The sequence below is a fragment of the Cohnella cellulosilytica genome (genome assembly GCF_042431195.1).
Lineage (GTDB): Bacteria > Bacillota > Bacilli > Paenibacillales > Paenibacillaceae > Cohnella > Cohnella cellulosilytica.
This window is the reverse complement of the sequence record NZ_JBHMDN010000079.1, coordinates 42,781-61,167: the sequence shown is the minus strand read 5'-3', so window position 1 is coordinate 61,167 and position 18,387 is coordinate 42,781. Positions and strand designations below refer to the sequence as shown.

Sequence of the window (18,387 nt, the reverse complement as noted above, 5' to 3'; positions counted from 1 at the left end):
GAAAGGGGGGATCCGAATGTGGAAGAGGATTCGTCTTTGCGCGGCGATCTGCGGAGCGGGGGCGCTTCTGGCGATGATGGCCGGCTGCGCGGGCCGGACGGACCGATTGCCGGCGGATCAGGCTTTTGCGTTGTCGGCTTCGGCGCTGTCCGGCACCGACAGCTACGGATTTAAGGGGGAGCTTGCCATGTTCAATCCATGGGGAGCGATGGAGACGAAAGCGGCGTTCGAGGGAGAGGTCAATCGTCACGGCAATCTGAAGCTGAATTGGACGACGACGGACAAGGGCAAGGCGGCGGCCGATTTGCCCGCAGAAGGGCAATCGGGGGCCGGATACCGGCCGTTAAGCCTGCTCGAGCCGCTCGGCAGCGCCACCTCCTCGATCGTCTATGCCGATTCGCCGTCCGCGGGCGAGCCTGTGCGCATTCGCATCCGTCTGGACGAGGACGCCGCGAAACGCCGGATCGCAGACGGCCTGCGCGAAGAGCTGGCGGACATGAAAGCGGACAAGCGGCTTTACGCCAAGGATCCGCAGGAGACAAGGAGCAGCCTGGAGGCTGCCGATCGGCGTCTGGAAGCCGCTCTGGCCACGTTAAAGGTCGATACGGTCGTCATCTGGACGGCGAATCCGAAAAACTGGTTTCCTGTGCGGATGGCGGAGGAGACGGAGCTGACCTACGAATGGGAAGGGAAGTCGTACAGCGAAAAACGGACCTCGGAAACGAATTTCCTTGCCAAGGAGTAAGGTGGTACAATGAGGAAGAGATACAGCGCGAGCAGGAGGAGGAGCCTCATGAGAGATCCGCGAATTCGCCAATTGGCCGCCAATCTGGCGGGTTATTCGGTTAAAGTAAAGCCGGGGGACAACGTACTGATCGAAATGATCGGCAGCGAACGGGAATTGCTCAAGAGCCTGATCGAGGAAGTGGCGAGGCTGGGGGGAAATCCGTTCGTGGAAATAGAAGACCGCTCGGTGCTGCGCACCCTGCTCCTGCATGCGACCGACGAGCAGTTGGAGACGTGGGCGGCTTACGATCTGGAGCGGATGCAGCGAATGGACGCCTACATCGGCATTCGCGCGGGTGACAATGCGAACGAATTGGCCGACGTGCCGTCCGATCGCATGAAGGCGTACGATCGCATCCATCGCCATCCGGTACATATGGAGCAGCGGGTGAAGAAGACCCGGTGGGTCATTTTGCGTTATCCGAACGGCGCGATGGCGCAATCGGCCAACATGAGCACCGAGGCGTTCGAGGATTTCTATTTTGACGTCTGCAATCTGGATTACGCCAAAATGGATCGCGCCATGGAGCCGCTGCGGAAGCTGATGGCCCGCACGGACCAAGTGCGCATCGTCGGTCCCGGAACCGATCTGACGTTCTCGATCAAGGGCATCGGAGCCCAGAAATGCTCCGGGGAACGCAATATTCCCGACGGTGAGGTATATTCCTGCCCGGTGCGCGATTCCGTCAACGGCACGATTTCGTACAATACGCCAAGCGTCTATAACGGCTTCGCTTTCGAGAACGTCAAGTTCGAGTTCGAGAACGGCAAAATCGTGAAGGCGACGGCGAACGATACCGGGCGCATCAACGCGATTCTGGACAGCGACGACGGCGCGCGCCATATCGGCGAATTCAGCCTCGGGTTCAACCCCTATATTTTGCATCCGATGAAGGATACGCTGTTCGACGAGAAAATCGCCGGAAGCCTCCATTTTACGCCGGGGCAAGCCTACGAGGTGACCGACAACGGCAACCGTTCGTCCATTCACTGGGACCTGGTGCTCATCCAACGGCCCGAATACGGCGGAGGCGAAGTGTACTTCGACGATGTGCTGATTCGCAAGGACGGTCTGTTCGTCGTTCCCGAATTAAAGGGCCTTAATCCGGATTTCCTGAAATAATGATTTTTTCCCTTGCATGAAATTGGGGGAACAAGTTATGATGTGGGAGAGATTGTTACGTCTTAAAATGAGGAGGGAATCCTATGTCGAATAACGCGGCAATTGTAGAGTTGTCCCAAACCGCCAACAAGTTTCGCTCTTCCATCGTTCTTCAAGCGGAAAACAAGTACATCGACGTGAAAAGCATTCTGGGATTGTTCACGACGCTCGTAGGCAACCTTTCTTATGAGCTCCACGTGCACGGCCCGGATGCGGAGGAAGCGAAGAAGGAGCTCGGGGATATTTTCGCCAAGCACGGTTTGAACGTCAAAGTAGTGGAATAATTCGATTCGGCTTCATGCTTCAAAGGGCCGTTCCTCGGATTTGCCGAATCGCGGCGTCCGGGGGACGGTCTTTTCAATGATCCCGGAAAGCGTAAAATCCGCCGTCCTCACCTGAATCGTCTCCGACAAAACGTCTCCTCCGACCTCGGACGCCGAAGGCGTTTTTGCTTGTTAAGCGGGAACGGAATCGGGGGGAGCGCAAGCGAACCAGCGGCTTGATTACCGGAAAGTTTCGGGAATACGGCCACCTGTCCTTGTGCTTCCGGGCATTATGGTCTAATATAAAAGTGATAGCTAGAAACGAAGGCACAAGTCGGTTCGTCGTTTAGGCGGAGAATGGCTTACAATTGGGAGCAAGGGCACAGGGGGAGTGGGAATGGCAGCATCGGATACCCTAATCGATCTTCACGAGAAAGCGCTCAAGCTGCTTCAGGAAGACGCCGATAAAATCGAGAAGTTGATCGCTATCCAGATGGAAAACCTGACGACTCGTAAATGCCCGTTATACGAAGAAGTTCTGGACACTCAGATGTACGGCTTCTCGCGGGCGGTTGATTTCGCGGTGCGTACGGGATTGGTCGACGAGGGCGCAGGCAAACTGCTGATCAGTCAACTGGAACGCAATCTGGCGATGCTATACGAAGCGTTGGAAAAGAAAGAAGATTAGCAGCTCTGATTTGTCCCATAGACCGGACACTTTGAACAAGGTGTTTGGGCTGTGGGTCTTTTTGTGCGTAACGAATAGGGAATGGGAAGCCGTGCGGTGCGCGAGCTTCTTTTTTTTGGACCGGTGAGGATGGAGAGGCGAGTCGCCACGGAGGTTGGGCACGCCCGGATACCGTATCCGGCGTCGCGGTCGGGGGAATGCTAGCTGGGATTCGTCCGAATGCCGTGTTATCCGGGCCGAACGCCGATACGGGAAGTCGAAGTTGACTCATGCGTCTTGTCGAAGCGAATCCGGCCGTTCTGGCGGCGAGCTGAAAGGATGCGGTGTTTGCAACTCCTCCGGAAAGTGTAACGTCTATTCAAGTGCAAGTCGCTTGCACAGTTATTTACATCATGCAAAGGTGGTATCTCCGTTATGACAACCAGGTCCCGCAAAATGAAGCTCGGAACGCTGCTGCTGGCCGTCTCCCTGGCGCTCGCGGCCGGATGCTCCTCGTCCGCCGGGAATGCCGGTCTAAATGATACGAACTCCCCCGGCTCATCCGCGGCTTCGACCGGCTCTCCGTCCGGCGACGCTTCGCCTTCGGTTCCCGCATCCTCCTCGCCCGAGGCTTCTTCCGAGCCCGCGCCGTCTTCGTCCGCCGTCGTTGCTCCCAAGGGGCCGGCGACGGCGCTGCGGCTCGCGGACGAGAAGACCGGATGGGCGGGAGGCCAAGGCTGGATCGCCCGCACGGACGATGGAGGCCAGAGCTGGAACGTGCAATATTCGCAGCCTTACGAGGTCATGCAAATATTCGCCCTGAACGAGAGGCAAGTATGGGCCACGCTCGATGCCGGGAACGCCGGGGGACTCAAGCTCGTCCGCTCGACCGACGGAGGCGGCAGCTGGAACGAGGTCGGGGAAGTTCCTAACCGCGGTTATCTTCACTTCCGCAGCGACAAGGAGGGCTTCGCCGGCAATGCCGTCACGAACGACGGCGGAGCGACCTGGAGCGCGCTGCGAACGCCGGAATCGCTCGTCGGCGACGTCTATTTCCACGATTCGAACAATGGCTGGGCCGTGCGCGGAGGCAAAGACAAATTCGAGTTTCTTCACAGCGCGGACGGCGGAAAGTCGTGGAAAACCGTCATGAGCCGAAAATGGAACGGCGAGCTTGCGAACGCGATCATCCGCTCCACGGGCAAGGACGACGCCTGGATCGAGCTGATCGGGGATACGGGCATGACCCAGACGTCCTACTCCGTATTCCACACCATTAACGGAGGCGGCTCCTGGACACCCGTTCTGGCCAAGAACAACGCCGGATCCGGCCCTGCGCCCGGCTTCGAGGCGGATGGGAAGGGAGACAAGGCCAACGAAGGCCCGGGGAACTCGCCCGGCGCTCTCTACGTCGTGAACCCGCAGACGGCGATTATGGGCGGCCAATGCCTGGCCTGCGACGCTCCGAACACCGTCGCCGAGACGACGGACGGCGGCAAGAGCTGGAAGGTCTCCAAGCAAGAATTTCCCGGCTACGGGCAGCAGCTGATCGCGGCGACGGACGCGAAGCACATCTGGCTCCTGACGACCGATGCGACGGAGCCATCCGTCCTGTATATCACCTCCGACGGAGGGGAGAACTGGAAGAAAGTTTATTCGTTTGCCGTAGCCGATTGAAGAGGCCCCGAGCTTGCATCCGATTTACGAGAAAACCGCCCCGTTTCCGACAGCTTCGGAATCGGGGCGGTTTTCATATTCTCCGCAAAGTCGTTATCAAGGTAGAGGACGCCAAAGAGGCGTTCTGACTTGTCCCCCGCTCAGACGAAGAAGAACGAGACGCCGAGAATGGCGTACACGAAGATGAGCAGCATGCCTTCGAACCAGGTCGTCGATCCGTCCCGCGAGATCGAAATCGCGATGAAGACGGCAACCGCGATCGCCGCGAGCTCGATCGTCGTAAAGATCAGGTTCATCCCCCCGCCGAACAGCAGGCTGACGAAGATCAGCACCGGAGCGACGAAGAGGGCGATCTGCAGGCTGCTGCCGATGGCGATTTCGACCGCGGCCCCCATCTTGTTCTTCAAGGCCAGCATGACGGCGGCGCTATGCTCTGCGGCGTTGCCTACAATCGCCACGACGAAGGCGCCGATGAACAATTCGGACAGGCCGAAGCGAGCCGAGAACGCGTCGAGCGTATGGACGAGCCATTCGCTGATAAAAGCGACCATGACGGTCGCGACGACGAGCAGGACGACGGACCGGGATTTGGACCAGCCGGGGCTTTCGCCGTGATCGGCCTTCGTCTCCTCGTTGTCCGCCAGCAAATCCTTGTGCGTGACCATCGAATAGATGAGCCAGCCGATATAGGCCGCGATCAGGAAGGCGGCTACGATCTCGCTGATCCTTAGCGTATCCTGCGCGGAAATGTGCTCGGTCTTGACGAAAATGGCGGGAATAAACAGCGCGATGACGCCAAGCAGCATCAGCGAAGCGTTCTGTCCGGCGAGGTGAACGTTGAATTTCTGCTCCTTGAACTTGAAGCCGCCAATGAGTGCGCTGGCTCCGAGCACGAGCAGCAGATTGCCGATAATCGCGCCGGTCAGACTGGCCTTGACGATCTCGAACAGTCCCTCCTTGATCAGGAAAATCGCGATGATGAGCTCCGCCGCATTGCCGAACGTGGCGTTGAGGAAGCCGCCGAGACGCTGTCCCGCATAATGCGCGACCGATTCGGTCGCTTTGCCGAGCAGGCCGGCGGCGAACAGAATCGCGATCCCGGCGAAGACGAATTGCAGCTCCATGCTCCAGTGCAAATAGTGCGAAAGAGCGCTCAGGAGAAAGGTCAGAACGAGCAGCGGATAAAACGATTTTTTCAGCAAAGGGACACCTTCTTGAAGACAGAATGGGAACAATTCGCAACAGGCATTTCTTACTATACCCAATTTCTGTATGCCAGTAAACGGAGATTTGGAATTTAGCGGGCGGCGAGCCCGGCCGCGGTTGATTATGGTGTGGTCTTCCATTACAATGAAAACATAACAGGTCGGGGAGAGTGGGCCGCTATGACGGATGAATTGCAACAAGGCATAATACGGATTTCCGACGACGTTGTCGCCACCATTGCCGGATTGGCTGCGCTGGAGACGCCGGGAGTCGCCGCGATGTCGGGCGGCATATCGGAAGGGCTGGCCAAGAGGCTGAGCGGACGCAACGCCCAGAAAGGCGTGTCCGTCGAAGTCGGCCAGGTCGAAGCGGCCATCGATTTGCGAATCGTGGTGCAGTACGGCATTCCGATTCAGGAGGTCGGACGAAGACTTCAAGAGAACGTGCGGGAGGCCGTCCAGAACATGACGGGACTGAACGTCGTTGAGGTGAACGTGAAGGTGGAGGGCGTAGCCTTCAAAGACGAAGAAACGACCGAGGAACCTAACCGGGTGAAGTAAATATCCGAGAACTTGAGAGGAGGGCTGTCCGCTTGGCGGACAGCCCTCCTTTTTCAACGCTGCGCTCTGAAACGGCTTGGAGCCGCGGGCGGCGTCTGAGCGGTTTTGCCGACGCGATTGTACTCCCTGGACACGCTTAGCAGAACGCCCATGCCGGCCAGCAGCGTAAGCATCGAGGAGCCTCCGTAGCTGATGAACGGCAGCGTAACCCCGGTAATCGGAATGGCGCCGCTGACGCCCCCCATATTGATAAGCGCTTGAATCGCGATCAGGGAGACGAGACCGATGCCGACCAGCGTGCCGTAGATGTCCGGGCAGCGAAGCGAAACGAGCAGCGCCCTCCACAGAAACAGAACGTAGAATAAGATAAAGATCGTCGTCCCGATAAAGCCGAGCTCCTCGCCGATGACGGCAAAAATAAAGTCGTTATAGGCGTAAGGGAGGTAAAACAGCTTCTGGATGCCGGTTCCGAGCCCGGTCCCCGTCAATCCGCCGTGCCCGAAAGCCTGCAGGGAACGGGACAGGTGATATCCGCTTCCCTGCTGATCCGCGAGCGGGTCCAAAAAAGCGGTAAAACGGTCGCCCCGGAACCCGAACCCCGCCTCCGGATTCAGCAGCAGGTAGAAGCTTGTCCCCAGCGCGGCCAGGCCGACCAGAACGGCGGAGGAAAGCACGATATGCTTCAGATTCGATCCGCCGGCAACGACGATGGCCGACGCGCACATGACGAGAATGGCGCACGAGCCGAAATCGGGCTGAAGCATGATGAGGAAGGCGAAGAAGCCGACGACGATCATGACGGGGAGCAGCCCTTTTTTGAAATCCCGGAACTTCTCGTCCTTCTTCGCGATAATCGCCGCCAAATACAGGATGATCGCCAGCTTGGCGAATTCGGTCGGCTGAACGCCGAAGGAGCCGATGCCGAACCAGCTTTTGGCGCCGTTTCTCGTCTCCCCGATGATCGGAACAAGGATGAGCAGGATCAGCGTGCCCATGAAAAACAGCATAAACAGCTTTTTGTATTTCTGATAATGAATGTTCATCAGAACAAGCATGATAAACGTGCCTAGCCCGACCCACAGCAATTGGCGCTTCAGGAAGTAGAAGGCGTCATTGCCGTAGGCGGGCTTGGCGACCGCCACGCTCGAGCTGGCGCTGAATACCATGATCAGTCCGAATCCCACGAGCAGAAGCGTCAGAATCAGCAACAGAAAATCTGGCGCGCCGCGCTGGCCGCTCTCCGGAGATTTCATCCCGCATTCCCCCGCGCCGCTAGGATAGCAGCTTCTTCAGATCCTGCACGCGCTGTTTCGCGGTATCCAAGATCGGCTCGGGAATCGGAGATTCGTAATCCAGACCGTGCGGGAACGTCGAGCGTCCGATATAGACGGCTTCCACTTCCAGAACGGCGTCGGGGTTTTCCAGCTTGCCTTCGACGGCTCTCGTCGAGACGCGCAGGTAGTAATCCTGTCCGCTTGCGCGGTCCTGAAGCTTCAGATCGTAAGTGGCGCGGCGGTATTCCCACTGCCAGCGAACGAAGCCGAGCTTGTCGCCGGACTCGTCCAGATGCCCGAGATCGCTGCGCATGCCGTTTAATCCTGTATTTTCGAGTAACATGATAGACCTCCTTATGTAAGTGCGATGAACGCGAGGCGGTTTGCGCTTGATTCCGCCCTTTGCGGGCAAGCGCCGTCCAATTCCATGATAGTCGGTTTGCATGCCTTCTGCAAGCCCGCGGCCTTCCCTAAGTTCGAACGTTCATTGACAAATTCGCCGCGGCGGCCGGCCGGGCAGGTTACGGAGCCGCGCCGTTTCTGATACAATAACGACAATGGATTATAAAGAGGTTTACGGAAAGGAGTCGCCGCCATGACGGTCAACGAGCAATCGCTTCAGTCTCTTTACGGGGATATGGTGGAATGGCGCCGACATCTTCACCGCCATCCCGAATTGAGCTTTCAAGAGTACGAAACGTCCGATATGGTTGCAAGGCTGCTGGAGGAGTGGGGGCTGGACGTTCGCCGCGGCGTCGCCGGCACGGGAGTTGTGGCGCGGCTCGACGGCGGTCTGCCGGGCCGTACGATCGCGCTTCGGGCCGACATGGACGCCTTGCCGATCACCGATGCCAAAGATTGCGAATACCGCTCCACGGCGCAGGGAATTATGCATGCTTGCGGCCATGACGGGCATACGGCGGAATTGCTGGCCGTGGCCAAATATTACAGCCTGCGCCGGGAAGAGACGGCAGGCGTGCGCGTGTTCCTGTTCCAGCCGGGAGAGGAGACGCTCCCCGGAGGCGCGATCCGAATGATCGAGGACGGCGCGCTCGACGGGGTGGACGCGGTCTACGGCGTGCATCTCTGGTCGCTGCTGCCGTGCGGAACCGCGGCGACCAGACCGGGGCCGTTCATGGCGACGCCGGACGAGTTCGAGATCGAGGTCGTCGGACGCGGCGGCCACGGCGGCTTGCCGCACGAGAGCAAGGATGCGCTGCTGGCGGGAGCCGCGCTCGTCGTCGCGCTGCAGACGGTCGTCTCCCGCAGCGTGAACCCGCTTGACGCGGCCGTGCTCTCCGTGGGCCGGTTTTCCGCCGGCACGGCGAACAACGTCATCGCCGCCGACAGCAAGCTGGCGGGAACGGTGCGTTCCTTTAACAAGGAAATGAGAGAGCTTGTGAGGGGGCGGCTGGAGGAGATCGTCAAGCATACGTGCGCGATGCACGGATGCGATTACCGCTTCCGGTTTATCGAGGGCTATCCGCCCGTCGTGAACGACGAACGCGAAGCGGAGCGGGTGCTCCGCCTCATTGCCGAGCATCTGCCCGATACGGAGTCCGGGCCGTGCGAGCGCATTATGGCGGGCGAGGATTTCTCCTATTATCTCGAGCGCAAGCCGGGCTGCTTCTTCTTCGTGGGAGCGGGGAAGCGGGAGGGACATTCGGCGCCGCACCATCATCCGATGTTCGATCTTGAGGAGGAAGCGATGCTGCACGCCGCCCGGCTGCTGATCGCCGTGGCGGACGATTCCGCGCTGGATACGGGGGCCGCGGCTGCTCCGGACGGGGAATAAACGTTTTTTACCTGTATGGCCATTCGGAGTTTCGGTCATTCTACTGGTGAACCGAACAAGGAAGCCGGATCGAACGTCCCGCGGACGTCGTTCGGCTGTACAGGAGGCTAACGATGAGGAAAATTGCCGACATTATGTCGACGGATTGCGTCACGCTCTCCCGGCAGGCCAGCATTGCGGAAGCCGCGCATCTAATGAAGGACCGGGATATCGGCTTCATTCCGGTCGTAGAGGGGCGCAGGCTCGTCGGGGTCGTGACCGACCGCGATCTTGTCATTCGCGGCTATGCGGACAACCGCGTAGGCTCCGAAGCCTTGGACGAAGTATTGTCCAACGACGTTCGAACGGTACCTTCGGACATGTCCGTCGACGAAGCGGCGGCCATTATGGCCGCGGAGCAGATTCGCAGACTGCCTGTCGTGGACAACGGACAGCTGGAGGGCATCGTTTCGATCGGGGATCTGGCCGTCCGCGAAATCTTCGTCAACGAGGCGGGCGAGGCGCTGAGCGAAATCTCGGAGCCCGGCGGCAGCTCGTCTTACGCTCACTAGGGATCGCGCTTCAAGCCCGTTCTTCGGTAACTTACTCCGGGGAATGGGCTTTTCGCGCGCCCGGAAATATGCATGAGAAGCGGGAGAGGAGGAAAGCCTTGTTAACGACAGGAGGAATGACGGATGGAAAATACACGGCCGCTGTGGGTGCAGTCCGACGGCACGATGCTGCTGGACGAGCGGCATGCGGAATATGCGGAGACGCGGGATTTTCTGAGGGAGGTCGCCATGCTGCAGAAGCGCCCGGGGATCTGGCACACTTACCGGCTGACGCAGATGACGCTGTGGAACGCGGCTGCGGCGGGCTGGACTCCCGAGCGCGTAACGGAGCGCCTGGCAGCCTTGTCCCGCTGCCCGCTGCCGGCCGCGGTAGAGCAGATGATTCGGCTGCAGATGGGCCGCTATGGACGGCTGCGGCTGGTGAGCGATAGCGGCGGCCTCGCGCTGGTGAGCGATTCGGCGGAAGAGATGGCGCGCGTGGGCCGGCTGGAATCGATCCGGCCCTGTCTGTCCGGCGAACCGGACGGAGCGCGCGCGGCCGTGCGTCCCGAAGCGCGGGGCTGGATCAAGCGCGAGCTGGCCGCGCTCGGCTATCCGGTCCAGGACGAGGCCGGATTTCACGAGGGTCAGCCGTTATCCGTGGCGCTGCGGACGGAGACGGAGGACGGCGCGCCGATCGCCTTGAGAGATTATCAGCAGGAAGCGGCCGACGCCCTGCTGCGAGATTCCGCGGGCAGCGGGGTCGTGGTGCTTCCGTGCGGGGCGGGCAAAACCTGGGTCGGCCTGGCCGCGCTCGCCCGGCTGCGGTGCGAGACGCTTATTTTAACGCCCAACGGCGTATCGGTAGCGCAGTGGATTGCGGAGCTGCTGCGGAACACAACGCTGACGCGCAACGAGATTGGCGAATACACGGGACAAGCGAAGAACGTAAAACCGGTCACGGTGGCGACCTATCAAGTGCTTACGCACCGTTCCTCCAAAACGGAAGATTATCCGCACCTCGAGCTGTTCGTCGACCGGGACTGGGGATTGATCGTATACGACGAGGTTCATCTGCTGCCGGCTCCGGTATTCCGGATGACGGCGGACATTCAGGCGACCCGGAGACTGGGGCTGACGGCCACGCTGGTGCGCGAGGACGGCAGGGAAGAGGACGCGTTCGCGCTGATCGGGCCGAAGCGGTACGAGCTGCCGTGGAAGACACTGGAGGCCCGGGGCTGGATCGCCGAGGCGGAGTGCACCGAGGTGCGCGTGCCGATGGAGCCGTCGGCCGCGGCCGACTATGCCGCGGCTTCCAAAAGCCGGCGCAACCGGATCGCCGGGGAGAACCGGCGGAAGGTCGAAGTGGTGAGGGCGCTGCTGCGGCGGAATCCCGGAATTCCGACGATTGTGATCGGCCAATATTTGGATCAGCTGCACGAGCTGGCGGAGGAGCTGTCTCTGCCTCTGATTACCGGCGAGCTGCCTTTGCGGGGACGCAGGGAGCTGTTCGAGCGGTTTAAGCGAGGCGAGATCGACGTGCTTCTCGTGTCCAAAGTCGCCAATTTCGCCGTCGATTTGCCGGATGCGGCGCTGGCGATCCAGGTGTCCGGAAGCTTCGGCTCCCGGCAGGAGGAGGCCCAGCGTCTGGGGCGCATTCTGCGTCCGAAGAAAAACGGCGTCAAAGCCCGCTTCTATTCCCTCGTCAGCGAGGGGACGGACGAGGTGGAATTTTCGCGCCACAGGGGACGTTTTCTGCTCGAGCAGGGCTACCCGTACAAAGTCGACTATTGGGGCGGCGAACGTGTCGGAGAAGCGGCCGGGGAGGCGCGCTCATGAACGTTCGGGAGTCCGTGGAAAAGCTGCCCGACGCGATAAAGCGGCTTATTCTGTCCGATCCTGCGGTCCGAGCGGGGATGCTGCCGGGCATGGAACTGGCGGAGGCGCTGTCCGATCCGGAGTGGGCGGAGGCCTGGTTCCGCCGCTGCCGCGACGGCGCGCAGCTCTCGGTGTTAAGGGGCGTGCTGAGAAAATACGGCGCAAACCCGTTCGAGCCGGAGCGGCTTGCGGCCCGCGCGGAGGACGAATTCGGCATTACGGGGGCGGAGGCGCGCGTTGCGATCGCGAAGCTCAGAAGAAGCGGAATCGTATTCGCGGTGCGCAAAAGCTGGGGGGATCGGCTGTTCTATGTACCGGTCGACGCCGTGGCGCTATGGCAGCCCCTCCTGCTGCCGGCGGACAATCGTCCGCTTGATCCGGACGAGATCGGCGAGGTCGTTCCCAACGCGTCGCGTTATCGCCTGCCGCTCTCGCTGGAGCTGCTGTCCGCCTGGCATGCGCTTGCGCGCCAGCCGATCGTCCGAACGGCCAAGGGAGCGCCGCAGCAGGCCGCGGTCGACCGGCTGGCGAAAGCGGTGCGTCTGGAGCCGGAGCTTCTGGCCGGCGCGCTGCCGCCTTATCCTTACGCCGAGCAGCTGCCGCCGCAGGCGATGCCGGTTCTGGACCTTGGACTGGCTTGCGGCGTGCTGGAGGAGCGGGACGGCACGATCGGCGTCAGCGACGAGGGGCTGCGCGAATGGCTGGCTTTGTCGCGGCGGGAGGCCGAGCGAAGGCTGCGGGAGCTGGTCATAGCCAGATATTGCTCGTCCGAACCGTCCTTTCATCTGAGCGTGTCGGCTGTGCTGGCGCTCGGCGGCGAGCGCTGGCACACCGAAGGGCGGATCGGCGAGTGGCAGAGCCGCGGAGAAGCCGACAAGCGGCTGGCGCTGCTCGAAGCGTTCGGCTGGATCGAACGCGGGGAATGGCGGGGACGGACGGTCATCAGGAGGCGGCCGGAGCCGGGCGCGCTTGAGCTGCAAGATGACGCTTTTATCGTGCAGCCCGACGGAGAAATTCTCGTTCCTCCGGAAGTCGGGTTAAGAACGCGGTGGTCGCTGCACGATCTGGCGGAGATGACGCAAGCGGACGCGCTGTGCGTCTACAGGTTGACGCCGCGCTCCTGCGAGCAAGCTTACCGCGCGGGTTATTCGCAACGCGAGGCGCTCGATTTTCTGAAGCGCGGCTCCGGCGTTCCGGTGCCGGAGCCCGTTCAGGCGGCGCTGCGGGATTGGTTCGCCTCGCTCGGACGGACGGAATTGCTCGAAGAGGCATGGGTGCTGCGCACGGACGGCAAGCAGGTCGCCGACGCTTTGGCGGAAGACGCGGAATTGGCGCCGATGCTTCTCGAACGAATCGGGGAGAGGCATTTTCTGGTCGATCCCGCTTGCGGCAAACGGGTCCGCGCGCGGCTTCGCCAAATCGGCTGGCCGGCCGCGGACGCCGTTCAGTCCCCGGGAGGCGCGAAGGCCGGGGAACGCGCCGGCTCCCGGAGCCGGAAGGAAGACGGAGAGGTCGCGGCGCACGGGCCGCGGGGCTGGATCGGTTCCGGTCCGATCCTGAGCTCCTTCGAGGCCGACAGGGAGGTGACCGGGGCGGACGAGCTGTTCCCGGGCCTGGCGGATATTCCCTCCGCTTGGGTGACGAGGCAGAGAAAATATCACCCTACGACAAGCAAAGAGCTGATCCGGCGGGCGATCCAATGGCAAACGGCCGTTCGACTGGAATTTAACGGAGAGATTCGGGATTTTGCGCCGCGCGGCATGCGCGAACGAGGCGCCTCCTGGGTGGCCGAGGGGCGCTGGCGGCCGCCGGCGGAAGGGGCGGAGCCGCTCGAAGGGGAGCCGGGCGCGGTTTTCGTCCGGGAGGAAGACGTCGCCGCTCTGATGATCGTGCTCCCGGATCTGGAGGAGCTTGAAACCGATTGACCGGAAGCGCTTCGGTTGTGTTATGATAATGGAGGAAGACAAAGCCGAATGGTGAGGTGAGGCCGATGGCCGGAATGACGCAAACCCTCCCCGAGGCGGAATATAGCGCGACGGAGCCCGCCGATATGGTGGTGCTGCTGGACCGCGCATACGAGCTGGGGGAGACGCTGATCCGCTCCGACTTCGCTGCGGAATACGCTTACTGGAAAGCGGAAGTTCTGCAGGACGCCAATGCCCAGAGCTTGAAGAAGCAGTTTCTTCAAGCGAAGGAGAAGTTCGCCGAGTGCGAGCGGTTCGGAAGGTTCCATCCGGATTACAACGCCGCGTTGGAGCAAGTGTACGAAGCGCAGCAGCGGCTGGACGAGGTGGAATCCGTGCGCAAATACAAAGCCGCGGAGAGCACCTTGGACGAGCTGTTGACCGATATATCCAGAACGCTGGCTTTTGCGGTATCGCAGAGCATCAAGGTTCCGGACAACAATCCCAATCCGAAAGCTTCGGGCTGCGGCAACGGGGGCAGCTGTTCTTGCGGAAGCGGAGGCTGCGGGTAACGGATTTCCAGTTCAGACGGAGGTTGGACATGTTTGCCGAACGGACAGGATACATCGTATGGTTCAGCGATTCGAAGGCGGCGAGAGGCCTGGACAAATACGGAACGCTCCATTATTTGTCCCGCAAGATGCACTACGCCGTCATGTATATGAACGCGGAGGTGGCGGAGGAGACGGTCCGGAACTTGCAGCGGCTGCCCTTCGTACGCAAGGTCGAACGTTCCTACCGGAACGAGATCAAAACCGAGTACGAGAAGAACGTGCCGGACAAAACGCGGTTTTACGGCCTGTAAGTCCGGGTCCGGGAACGCGGCCGGGAGGCGGTAGCCGAATCGCCGCGCCGCTCTCAAGAGAGACAGCCTCGCTCGCGGGGCCGTCTCTCTTTTTTTGTCGGAACGCGGAAGCCGCGAAAATTGTGAAAAGATTGCGATTGACGAATCGCGAAACGGACTATTAAACTAGTATCAATTCTTATAATCGACGCAACTGGAAGAAGCATCCATGCATTTCCGGCGCGGGAGAAAAAACAAAGAGGGTAAAGGGGTAATGAGATTGAAGAAGAAACTGATCACAACCGTTATGTTGTCCGCCGCGGCGTTGTTAGCGCTTGCGGGCTGCGGAGACAAGGAATCCGGTTCCGGCAGCTACAGAATCGCCATCTCGCAGATCGTCGAGCATCCTTCGCTCGACGCGACCAGAGAGGGCTTCCTCAAGGCGCTTGAAGACGCCGGCATCAAGGAAGGCGACAACCTGAAAGTCGATCTGAACATCGCGCAAGGAGATTCGACGAACAATCTGTCGATCGCGCAGAAGATCGCCGCCGACAAGTTCGACCTGGCGCTGGGCATCGCCACGCCTTCCGCGCTGACGCTGGCCCAGAACGTCAAGGACTTCCCGGTGCTGTTCGCGGCCGTGACGGACCCGCTCGCCGACAAGGTCGTCAGCAGCCTGGAGAAGCCGGGCGGCAACGTCTCCGGAGCGTCCGACACGAACCCGGAAGCGATCGTGCAGCTGATGGATTTCATCGCCTCCGATTTTCCCGACATCAAGAACGTCGGCATCGTGATCAACGAAGGCGAGTCGAACGCGGTCATTATGGCGAATAAAGCCGAAGAGGCGCTGGCCGCTCACAACATCAAGCTGGTCAGAGCGGCGGCTACCACTTCCTCCGAGGTGAAGCAGGCGGCCGAGTCGCTGATCGGACGCGCGGACGCGATCTACATCACGCTCGACAACACGGTCGTTACCGCGGCGGATTCGATTATCCAGGTAGCCAACGACAACAAGCTTCCGTTCTTCTCCAGCGACCGCGACACGGTCGAGAAGGGCGCGTTCGCGACGGTCGGCTTCAAATATTTCGATCACGGCTATCAAGTCGGCCAGATGGCCGTCGAAGTGCTGAAGAACGGGAAGAAGCCTGCGGACATGCCGGTCTCCGTCCCGGACAAGCTCGATCTGATCCTGAACCTGAAGGCGGCCGAAGCGCAGGGCGTTACCGTTACGGACGCGATGAAGGATAAAGTGAAGGACAAAGAAAATAATATTATCCAGTAACCAGATTCAATGGGGTGAGCGGCTCCCGTCGTTCACCTCTTTTGTCTGCGAGGAGGCTTTACGATGATTGAGTCGATCTACGGGGCCATTGCGCTGGGCTTGATGTTCGCTTTGATGGCGCTGGGGGTCTACATCACGTTCCGCATCTTGGATTTTCCCGACCTGACCGTCGACGGCAGCTTCGCGATGGGCGGAGGCATCGCCGCGATTATGATCTCGCAGGGCTATCCCCCCGTGCTTGCCACGCTGGCCGCCTTCGGAGGCGGGCTGCTCGCCGGCGTCTGCACCGGCCTTCTGCATACGAAGGGCAAGGTGAACGGATTGCTGGCCGGCATTCTGATGATGATCGCGCTTCACTCTATCAATCTTCGGATCATGGGGCGGCCGAACGTGTCCATCGTCAATACGGATACGCTGATCTCCTCGATCGTCAAGCCGGTCGGGCTGTTTATTCTCGTCATGGGCATCGCCGTGCTGATCGTCAAGCTGCTGCTGGACGTTTTCCTGCATACCGATATCGGACTTGCCCTGCGGGCCACGGGCGACAACGAGCGGATGATCCGCAGCTTCGGAGCGAATACCGACGTCGCGAAAATATTGGGCGTCAGCCTGTCGAACGGCCTTGTCGCATTGTCCGGCGCGCTCATCGCCCAGCAGGGCGGCTTCGCGGACGTGACGATGGGGGTGGGCATGATCGTAATCGGCCTCGCCTCGGTGATTATCGGCGAAGCGATCTTCGGCACGAGAACGGTGTTCATGGCGACTCTGGCTGTCGTGATCGGGGCGATCATCTATCGGATCGTCATCGCCGTGGCGCTGCGCATCGAACTGTTCGAAGCGTCCGATCTTAAGCTGGTTACCGCGCTTATCGTTATCGTCGCGCTCGTCGTTCCGTACGTGCGCCGCGTCATGAAGCAGCGCAGCGTCGCCAAGAAGCGCTCCGAGGAGCTGCTGGCGGCGATCGCTCCGGGCGAAGGAGGCAAAATCTGATGCTCGATCTAACGAACGTATCCAAGCTCTTCAACCCGGGAACGCCGGACGAGAAGATCGCGCTCGTGAACGCCAATCTGACCATCAAGGCGGGCGACTTCGTCACCGTAATCGGCAGCAACGGCGCGGGCAAGTCCACGCTGATGAATCTGATTTCGGGCGTCATGAAGCCGGACATCGGCGCGATTCGGATCGAAGGCACGGAAGTGCACGGTTTGCCCGAATATAGAAGAAGCCGCTGGATCGGCAGGGTATTTCAGGATCCGATGGCCGGCACCGCGCCGCGCATGACGATCGAGGAAAACTTGACGATGGCCTACAAGCGCGGCAAAGCGCGCGGACTGGCCTGGGGAGCCACGGCGGCGAAGCGGAAGCTGTTCCGCGAGCAGCTGAGCCGCCTCGGCATCGGTCTCGAGAATCGGATGAGCGCCAAGGTCGGCCTGCTCTCCGGCGGGGAGCGCCAGGCGCTCAGCCTGCTGATGTCGACGTTCACCAAGCCGCAAATTCTGCTCCTCGACGAGCATACGGCGGCGCTCGATCCGGCCAGGGCCGAGCTGATTACCCGCTTGACGGAAGAAATCGTGCGCGATATGAAGCTGACGACGCTGATGGTGACCCATAACATGGAGCAGGCGATCCGGCTGGGCAACCGCCTGATCATGATGGACAAGGGCCGCATCATCCTCGACGTTCCCGCCGAGCGCAAAGTGAATTTGACGGTTGCCCAACTGCTTGGAGAATTCGAGAGAATCAGCGGTCACCAGCTTTCGGACGATCGAATCGTGTTGGGATAGACGGGGGCGCCCCAGATCATCGTGCGATGACGGCAGGGGGCCTCCTTTTTCAAAAAAAGCGCGATCCTTATCCTGAAACGTCTCCGAAAAAAATGCAATTCTGCGTCAAGAGGGTGCCAAAGGCGTTTCTGCTTGCATGGAGATATTTGCTAGATGTCTATTTTATTGTTGAATCGTAGGGAATAGATGCTGTAAAATGTACTTAAGTTCCTAGGACGCATGATCAAAATGATTCAGAAGACCTAGAATCGGGAAGGGGATGGCCCGGTGAAGGATAAGCATACGGAGCGTTGGAGCACCTACGAACCCTTTCATGTCGTTCTTGGGGATAAGAAGATTTCCGACATCATTATTACCAATCATGCTCGCACCCGTTGGTCCGACCGCGTGGAGCAAGAGAAGACGGGCTATTCCGATATCGCCGAATTTATGTGGGAATGCTTGAAGGACGGACGCATCGTGTCCTATTATCGGAATGAGCAGGACGTCTACACGATCGACGACGATCTCGTTTTCGTCGCCGAGTTTTCCGTGAGCGAGACGGATACGGACCTGCTGGGCAATCCCCTCCACAAGATGATCGTCGTGACGTTCCTCGGAAGAATGTCGGAGACGATGGAGCTCAGGGATCTGAAAACGTATTATTCGTGGCTGCGCCACTCCAGGCGCATGACGTTAATCAAAAACAACCGCAAACGGCGCTAGACGGCCGGGTTGCGATCGGAACGGCCGGGCCGGAGGCGCACCTCCGCCCGGCTGTTCGTATTCTATGGTA

Annotated in this window: 19 protein-coding genes; 16 read left to right on the top strand and 3 right to left on the bottom strand. The window is 60.2% G+C overall.

All coding sequences use genetic code 11. From position 1 onward, the window contains the following. The first annotated feature begins 16 nt into the window (after window positions 1–16). The 5 genes from ACFFT4_RS33485 to ACFFT4_RS33465 all read left to right on the top strand — a co-directional run bounded on the left by ACFFT4_RS33485 (window position 17) and on the right by ACFFT4_RS33465 (window position 4,555). Entirely contained in the window at window positions 17–745 is a 729-nt protein-coding gene (locus ACFFT4_RS33485) for a hypothetical protein (protein WP_378053920.1), read from the top strand. Between the two features lie 48 nt (window positions 746–793). After that, window positions 794–1,909 carry an aminopeptidase gene (locus tag ACFFT4_RS33480; protein ID WP_378053918.1) on the top strand — a complete coding sequence of 372 codons (1,116 nt, stop codon included), beginning with the start codon at window positions 794–796 and terminating at the stop codon, window positions 1,907–1,909. Window positions 1,910–1,992: 83 nt separating this feature from the next. After that, window positions 1,993–2,232 (top strand): HPr family phosphocarrier protein, encoded by a 240-nt coding sequence (locus tag ACFFT4_RS33475; protein ID WP_378053916.1) that lies wholly within the window; start codon window positions 1,993–1,995, stop codon window positions 2,230–2,232. Window positions 2,233–2,608: 376 nt separating this feature from the next. Next, complete coding sequence (locus tag ACFFT4_RS33470) at window positions 2,609–2,899, top strand: Fpa/YlaN family protein (RefSeq protein WP_378053914.1); 291 nt, start codon at window positions 2,609–2,611, stop codon at window positions 2,897–2,899. 414 nt (window positions 2,900–3,313) lie between these two features. Beyond that, a complete protein-coding gene (locus ACFFT4_RS33465; protein ID WP_378053912.1) occupies window positions 3,314–4,555 on the top strand; it encodes a WD40/YVTN/BNR-like repeat-containing protein in 1,242 nt (413 codons plus the stop codon). Window positions 4,556–4,695: 140 nt separating this feature from the next. On the opposite strand, the gene cax is transcribed toward ACFFT4_RS33465, so the two are convergent. Beyond that, entirely contained in the window at window positions 4,696–5,754 is a 1,059-nt protein-coding gene (gene cax / locus ACFFT4_RS33460; protein WP_512699946.1) for a calcium/proton exchanger, read from the bottom strand. Window positions 5,755–5,940: 186 nt separating this feature from the next. On the opposite strand from cax, the gene ACFFT4_RS33455 reads away from it, so the two are divergent. Continuing rightward, complete coding sequence (locus ACFFT4_RS33455) at window positions 5,941–6,321, top strand: Asp23/Gls24 family envelope stress response protein (RefSeq protein WP_378053907.1); 381 nt, start codon at window positions 5,941–5,943, stop codon at window positions 6,319–6,321. Between the two features lie 53 nt (window positions 6,322–6,374). On the opposite strand, the gene ftsW is transcribed toward ACFFT4_RS33455, so the two are convergent. Beyond that, on the bottom strand, window positions 6,375–7,574 hold the full coding sequence (gene ftsW, locus ACFFT4_RS33450) for a putative lipid II flippase FtsW (RefSeq protein ID WP_378053905.1): 1,200 nt from the start codon (window positions 7,572–7,574) through the stop codon (window positions 6,375–6,377). 19 nt (window positions 7,575–7,593) lie between these two features. Continuing rightward, entirely contained in the window at window positions 7,594–7,938 is a 345-nt protein-coding gene (locus ACFFT4_RS33445) for a YugN family protein (protein ID WP_378053903.1), read from the bottom strand. A gap of 252 nt (window positions 7,939–8,190) precedes the next feature. Between ACFFT4_RS33445 and ACFFT4_RS33440 the strand changes: the two genes are divergently transcribed. From ACFFT4_RS33440 to ACFFT4_RS33395, 10 genes are all read left to right on the top strand, one after another. Beyond that, a complete protein-coding gene (locus tag ACFFT4_RS33440) occupies window positions 8,191–9,390 on the top strand; it encodes a M20 metallopeptidase family protein (protein ID WP_378053901.1) in 1,200 nt (399 codons plus the stop codon). Window positions 9,391–9,503: 113 nt separating this feature from the next. Next, entirely contained in the window at window positions 9,504–9,941 is a 438-nt protein-coding gene (locus ACFFT4_RS33435) for a CBS domain-containing protein (RefSeq protein WP_378053899.1), read from the top strand. A 123-nt stretch (window positions 9,942–10,064) separates the two neighbouring features. Then, the gene (locus tag ACFFT4_RS33430) at window positions 10,065–11,759 is read left to right on the top strand and encodes a DNA repair helicase XPB (protein ID WP_378053897.1); all 1,695 of its coding nucleotides are present in this window, start codon (window positions 10,065–10,067) and stop codon (window positions 11,757–11,759) included. Further along, window positions 11,756–13,723, top strand: coding sequence for a helicase-associated domain-containing protein (locus ACFFT4_RS33425; protein WP_378053895.1), 1,968 nt, complete (start codon window positions 11,756–11,758; stop codon window positions 13,721–13,723). The genes ACFFT4_RS33430 and ACFFT4_RS33425 overlap by 4 nt, the downstream gene beginning before the upstream one ends. Before the next feature lie 65 nt (window positions 13,724–13,788). After that, complete coding sequence (locus tag ACFFT4_RS33420) at window positions 13,789–14,274, top strand: YlbF/YmcA family competence regulator (protein WP_378053893.1); 486 nt, start codon at window positions 13,789–13,791, stop codon at window positions 14,272–14,274. Between the two features lie 29 nt (window positions 14,275–14,303). Then, window positions 14,304–14,567 carry a YlbG family protein gene (locus ACFFT4_RS33415; RefSeq protein WP_378053891.1) on the top strand — a complete coding sequence of 88 codons (264 nt, stop codon included), beginning with the start codon at window positions 14,304–14,306 and terminating at the stop codon, window positions 14,565–14,567. Window positions 14,568–14,820: 253 nt separating this feature from the next. Continuing rightward, entirely contained in the window at window positions 14,821–15,828 is a 1,008-nt protein-coding gene (locus tag ACFFT4_RS33410) for an ABC transporter substrate-binding protein (protein WP_378053889.1), read from the top strand. Between the two features lie 63 nt (window positions 15,829–15,891). After that, entirely contained in the window at window positions 15,892–16,818 is a 927-nt protein-coding gene (locus tag ACFFT4_RS33405; protein ID WP_378053887.1) for an ABC transporter permease, read from the top strand. After that, window positions 16,818–17,612, top strand: a complete 795-nt coding sequence (locus tag ACFFT4_RS33400; RefSeq protein WP_378053885.1) for an ABC transporter ATP-binding protein — start codon at window positions 16,818–16,820, stop codon at window positions 17,610–17,612. Before ACFFT4_RS33405 ends, ACFFT4_RS33400 begins: the two co-directional genes overlap by 1 nt. 267 nt (window positions 17,613–17,879) lie before the next feature. After that, on the top strand, window positions 17,880–18,317 hold the full coding sequence (locus ACFFT4_RS33395; protein WP_378053883.1) for a hypothetical protein: 438 nt from the start codon (window positions 17,880–17,882) through the stop codon (window positions 18,315–18,317). The last annotated feature ends 70 nt before the right edge of the window (window positions 18,318–18,387 follow it).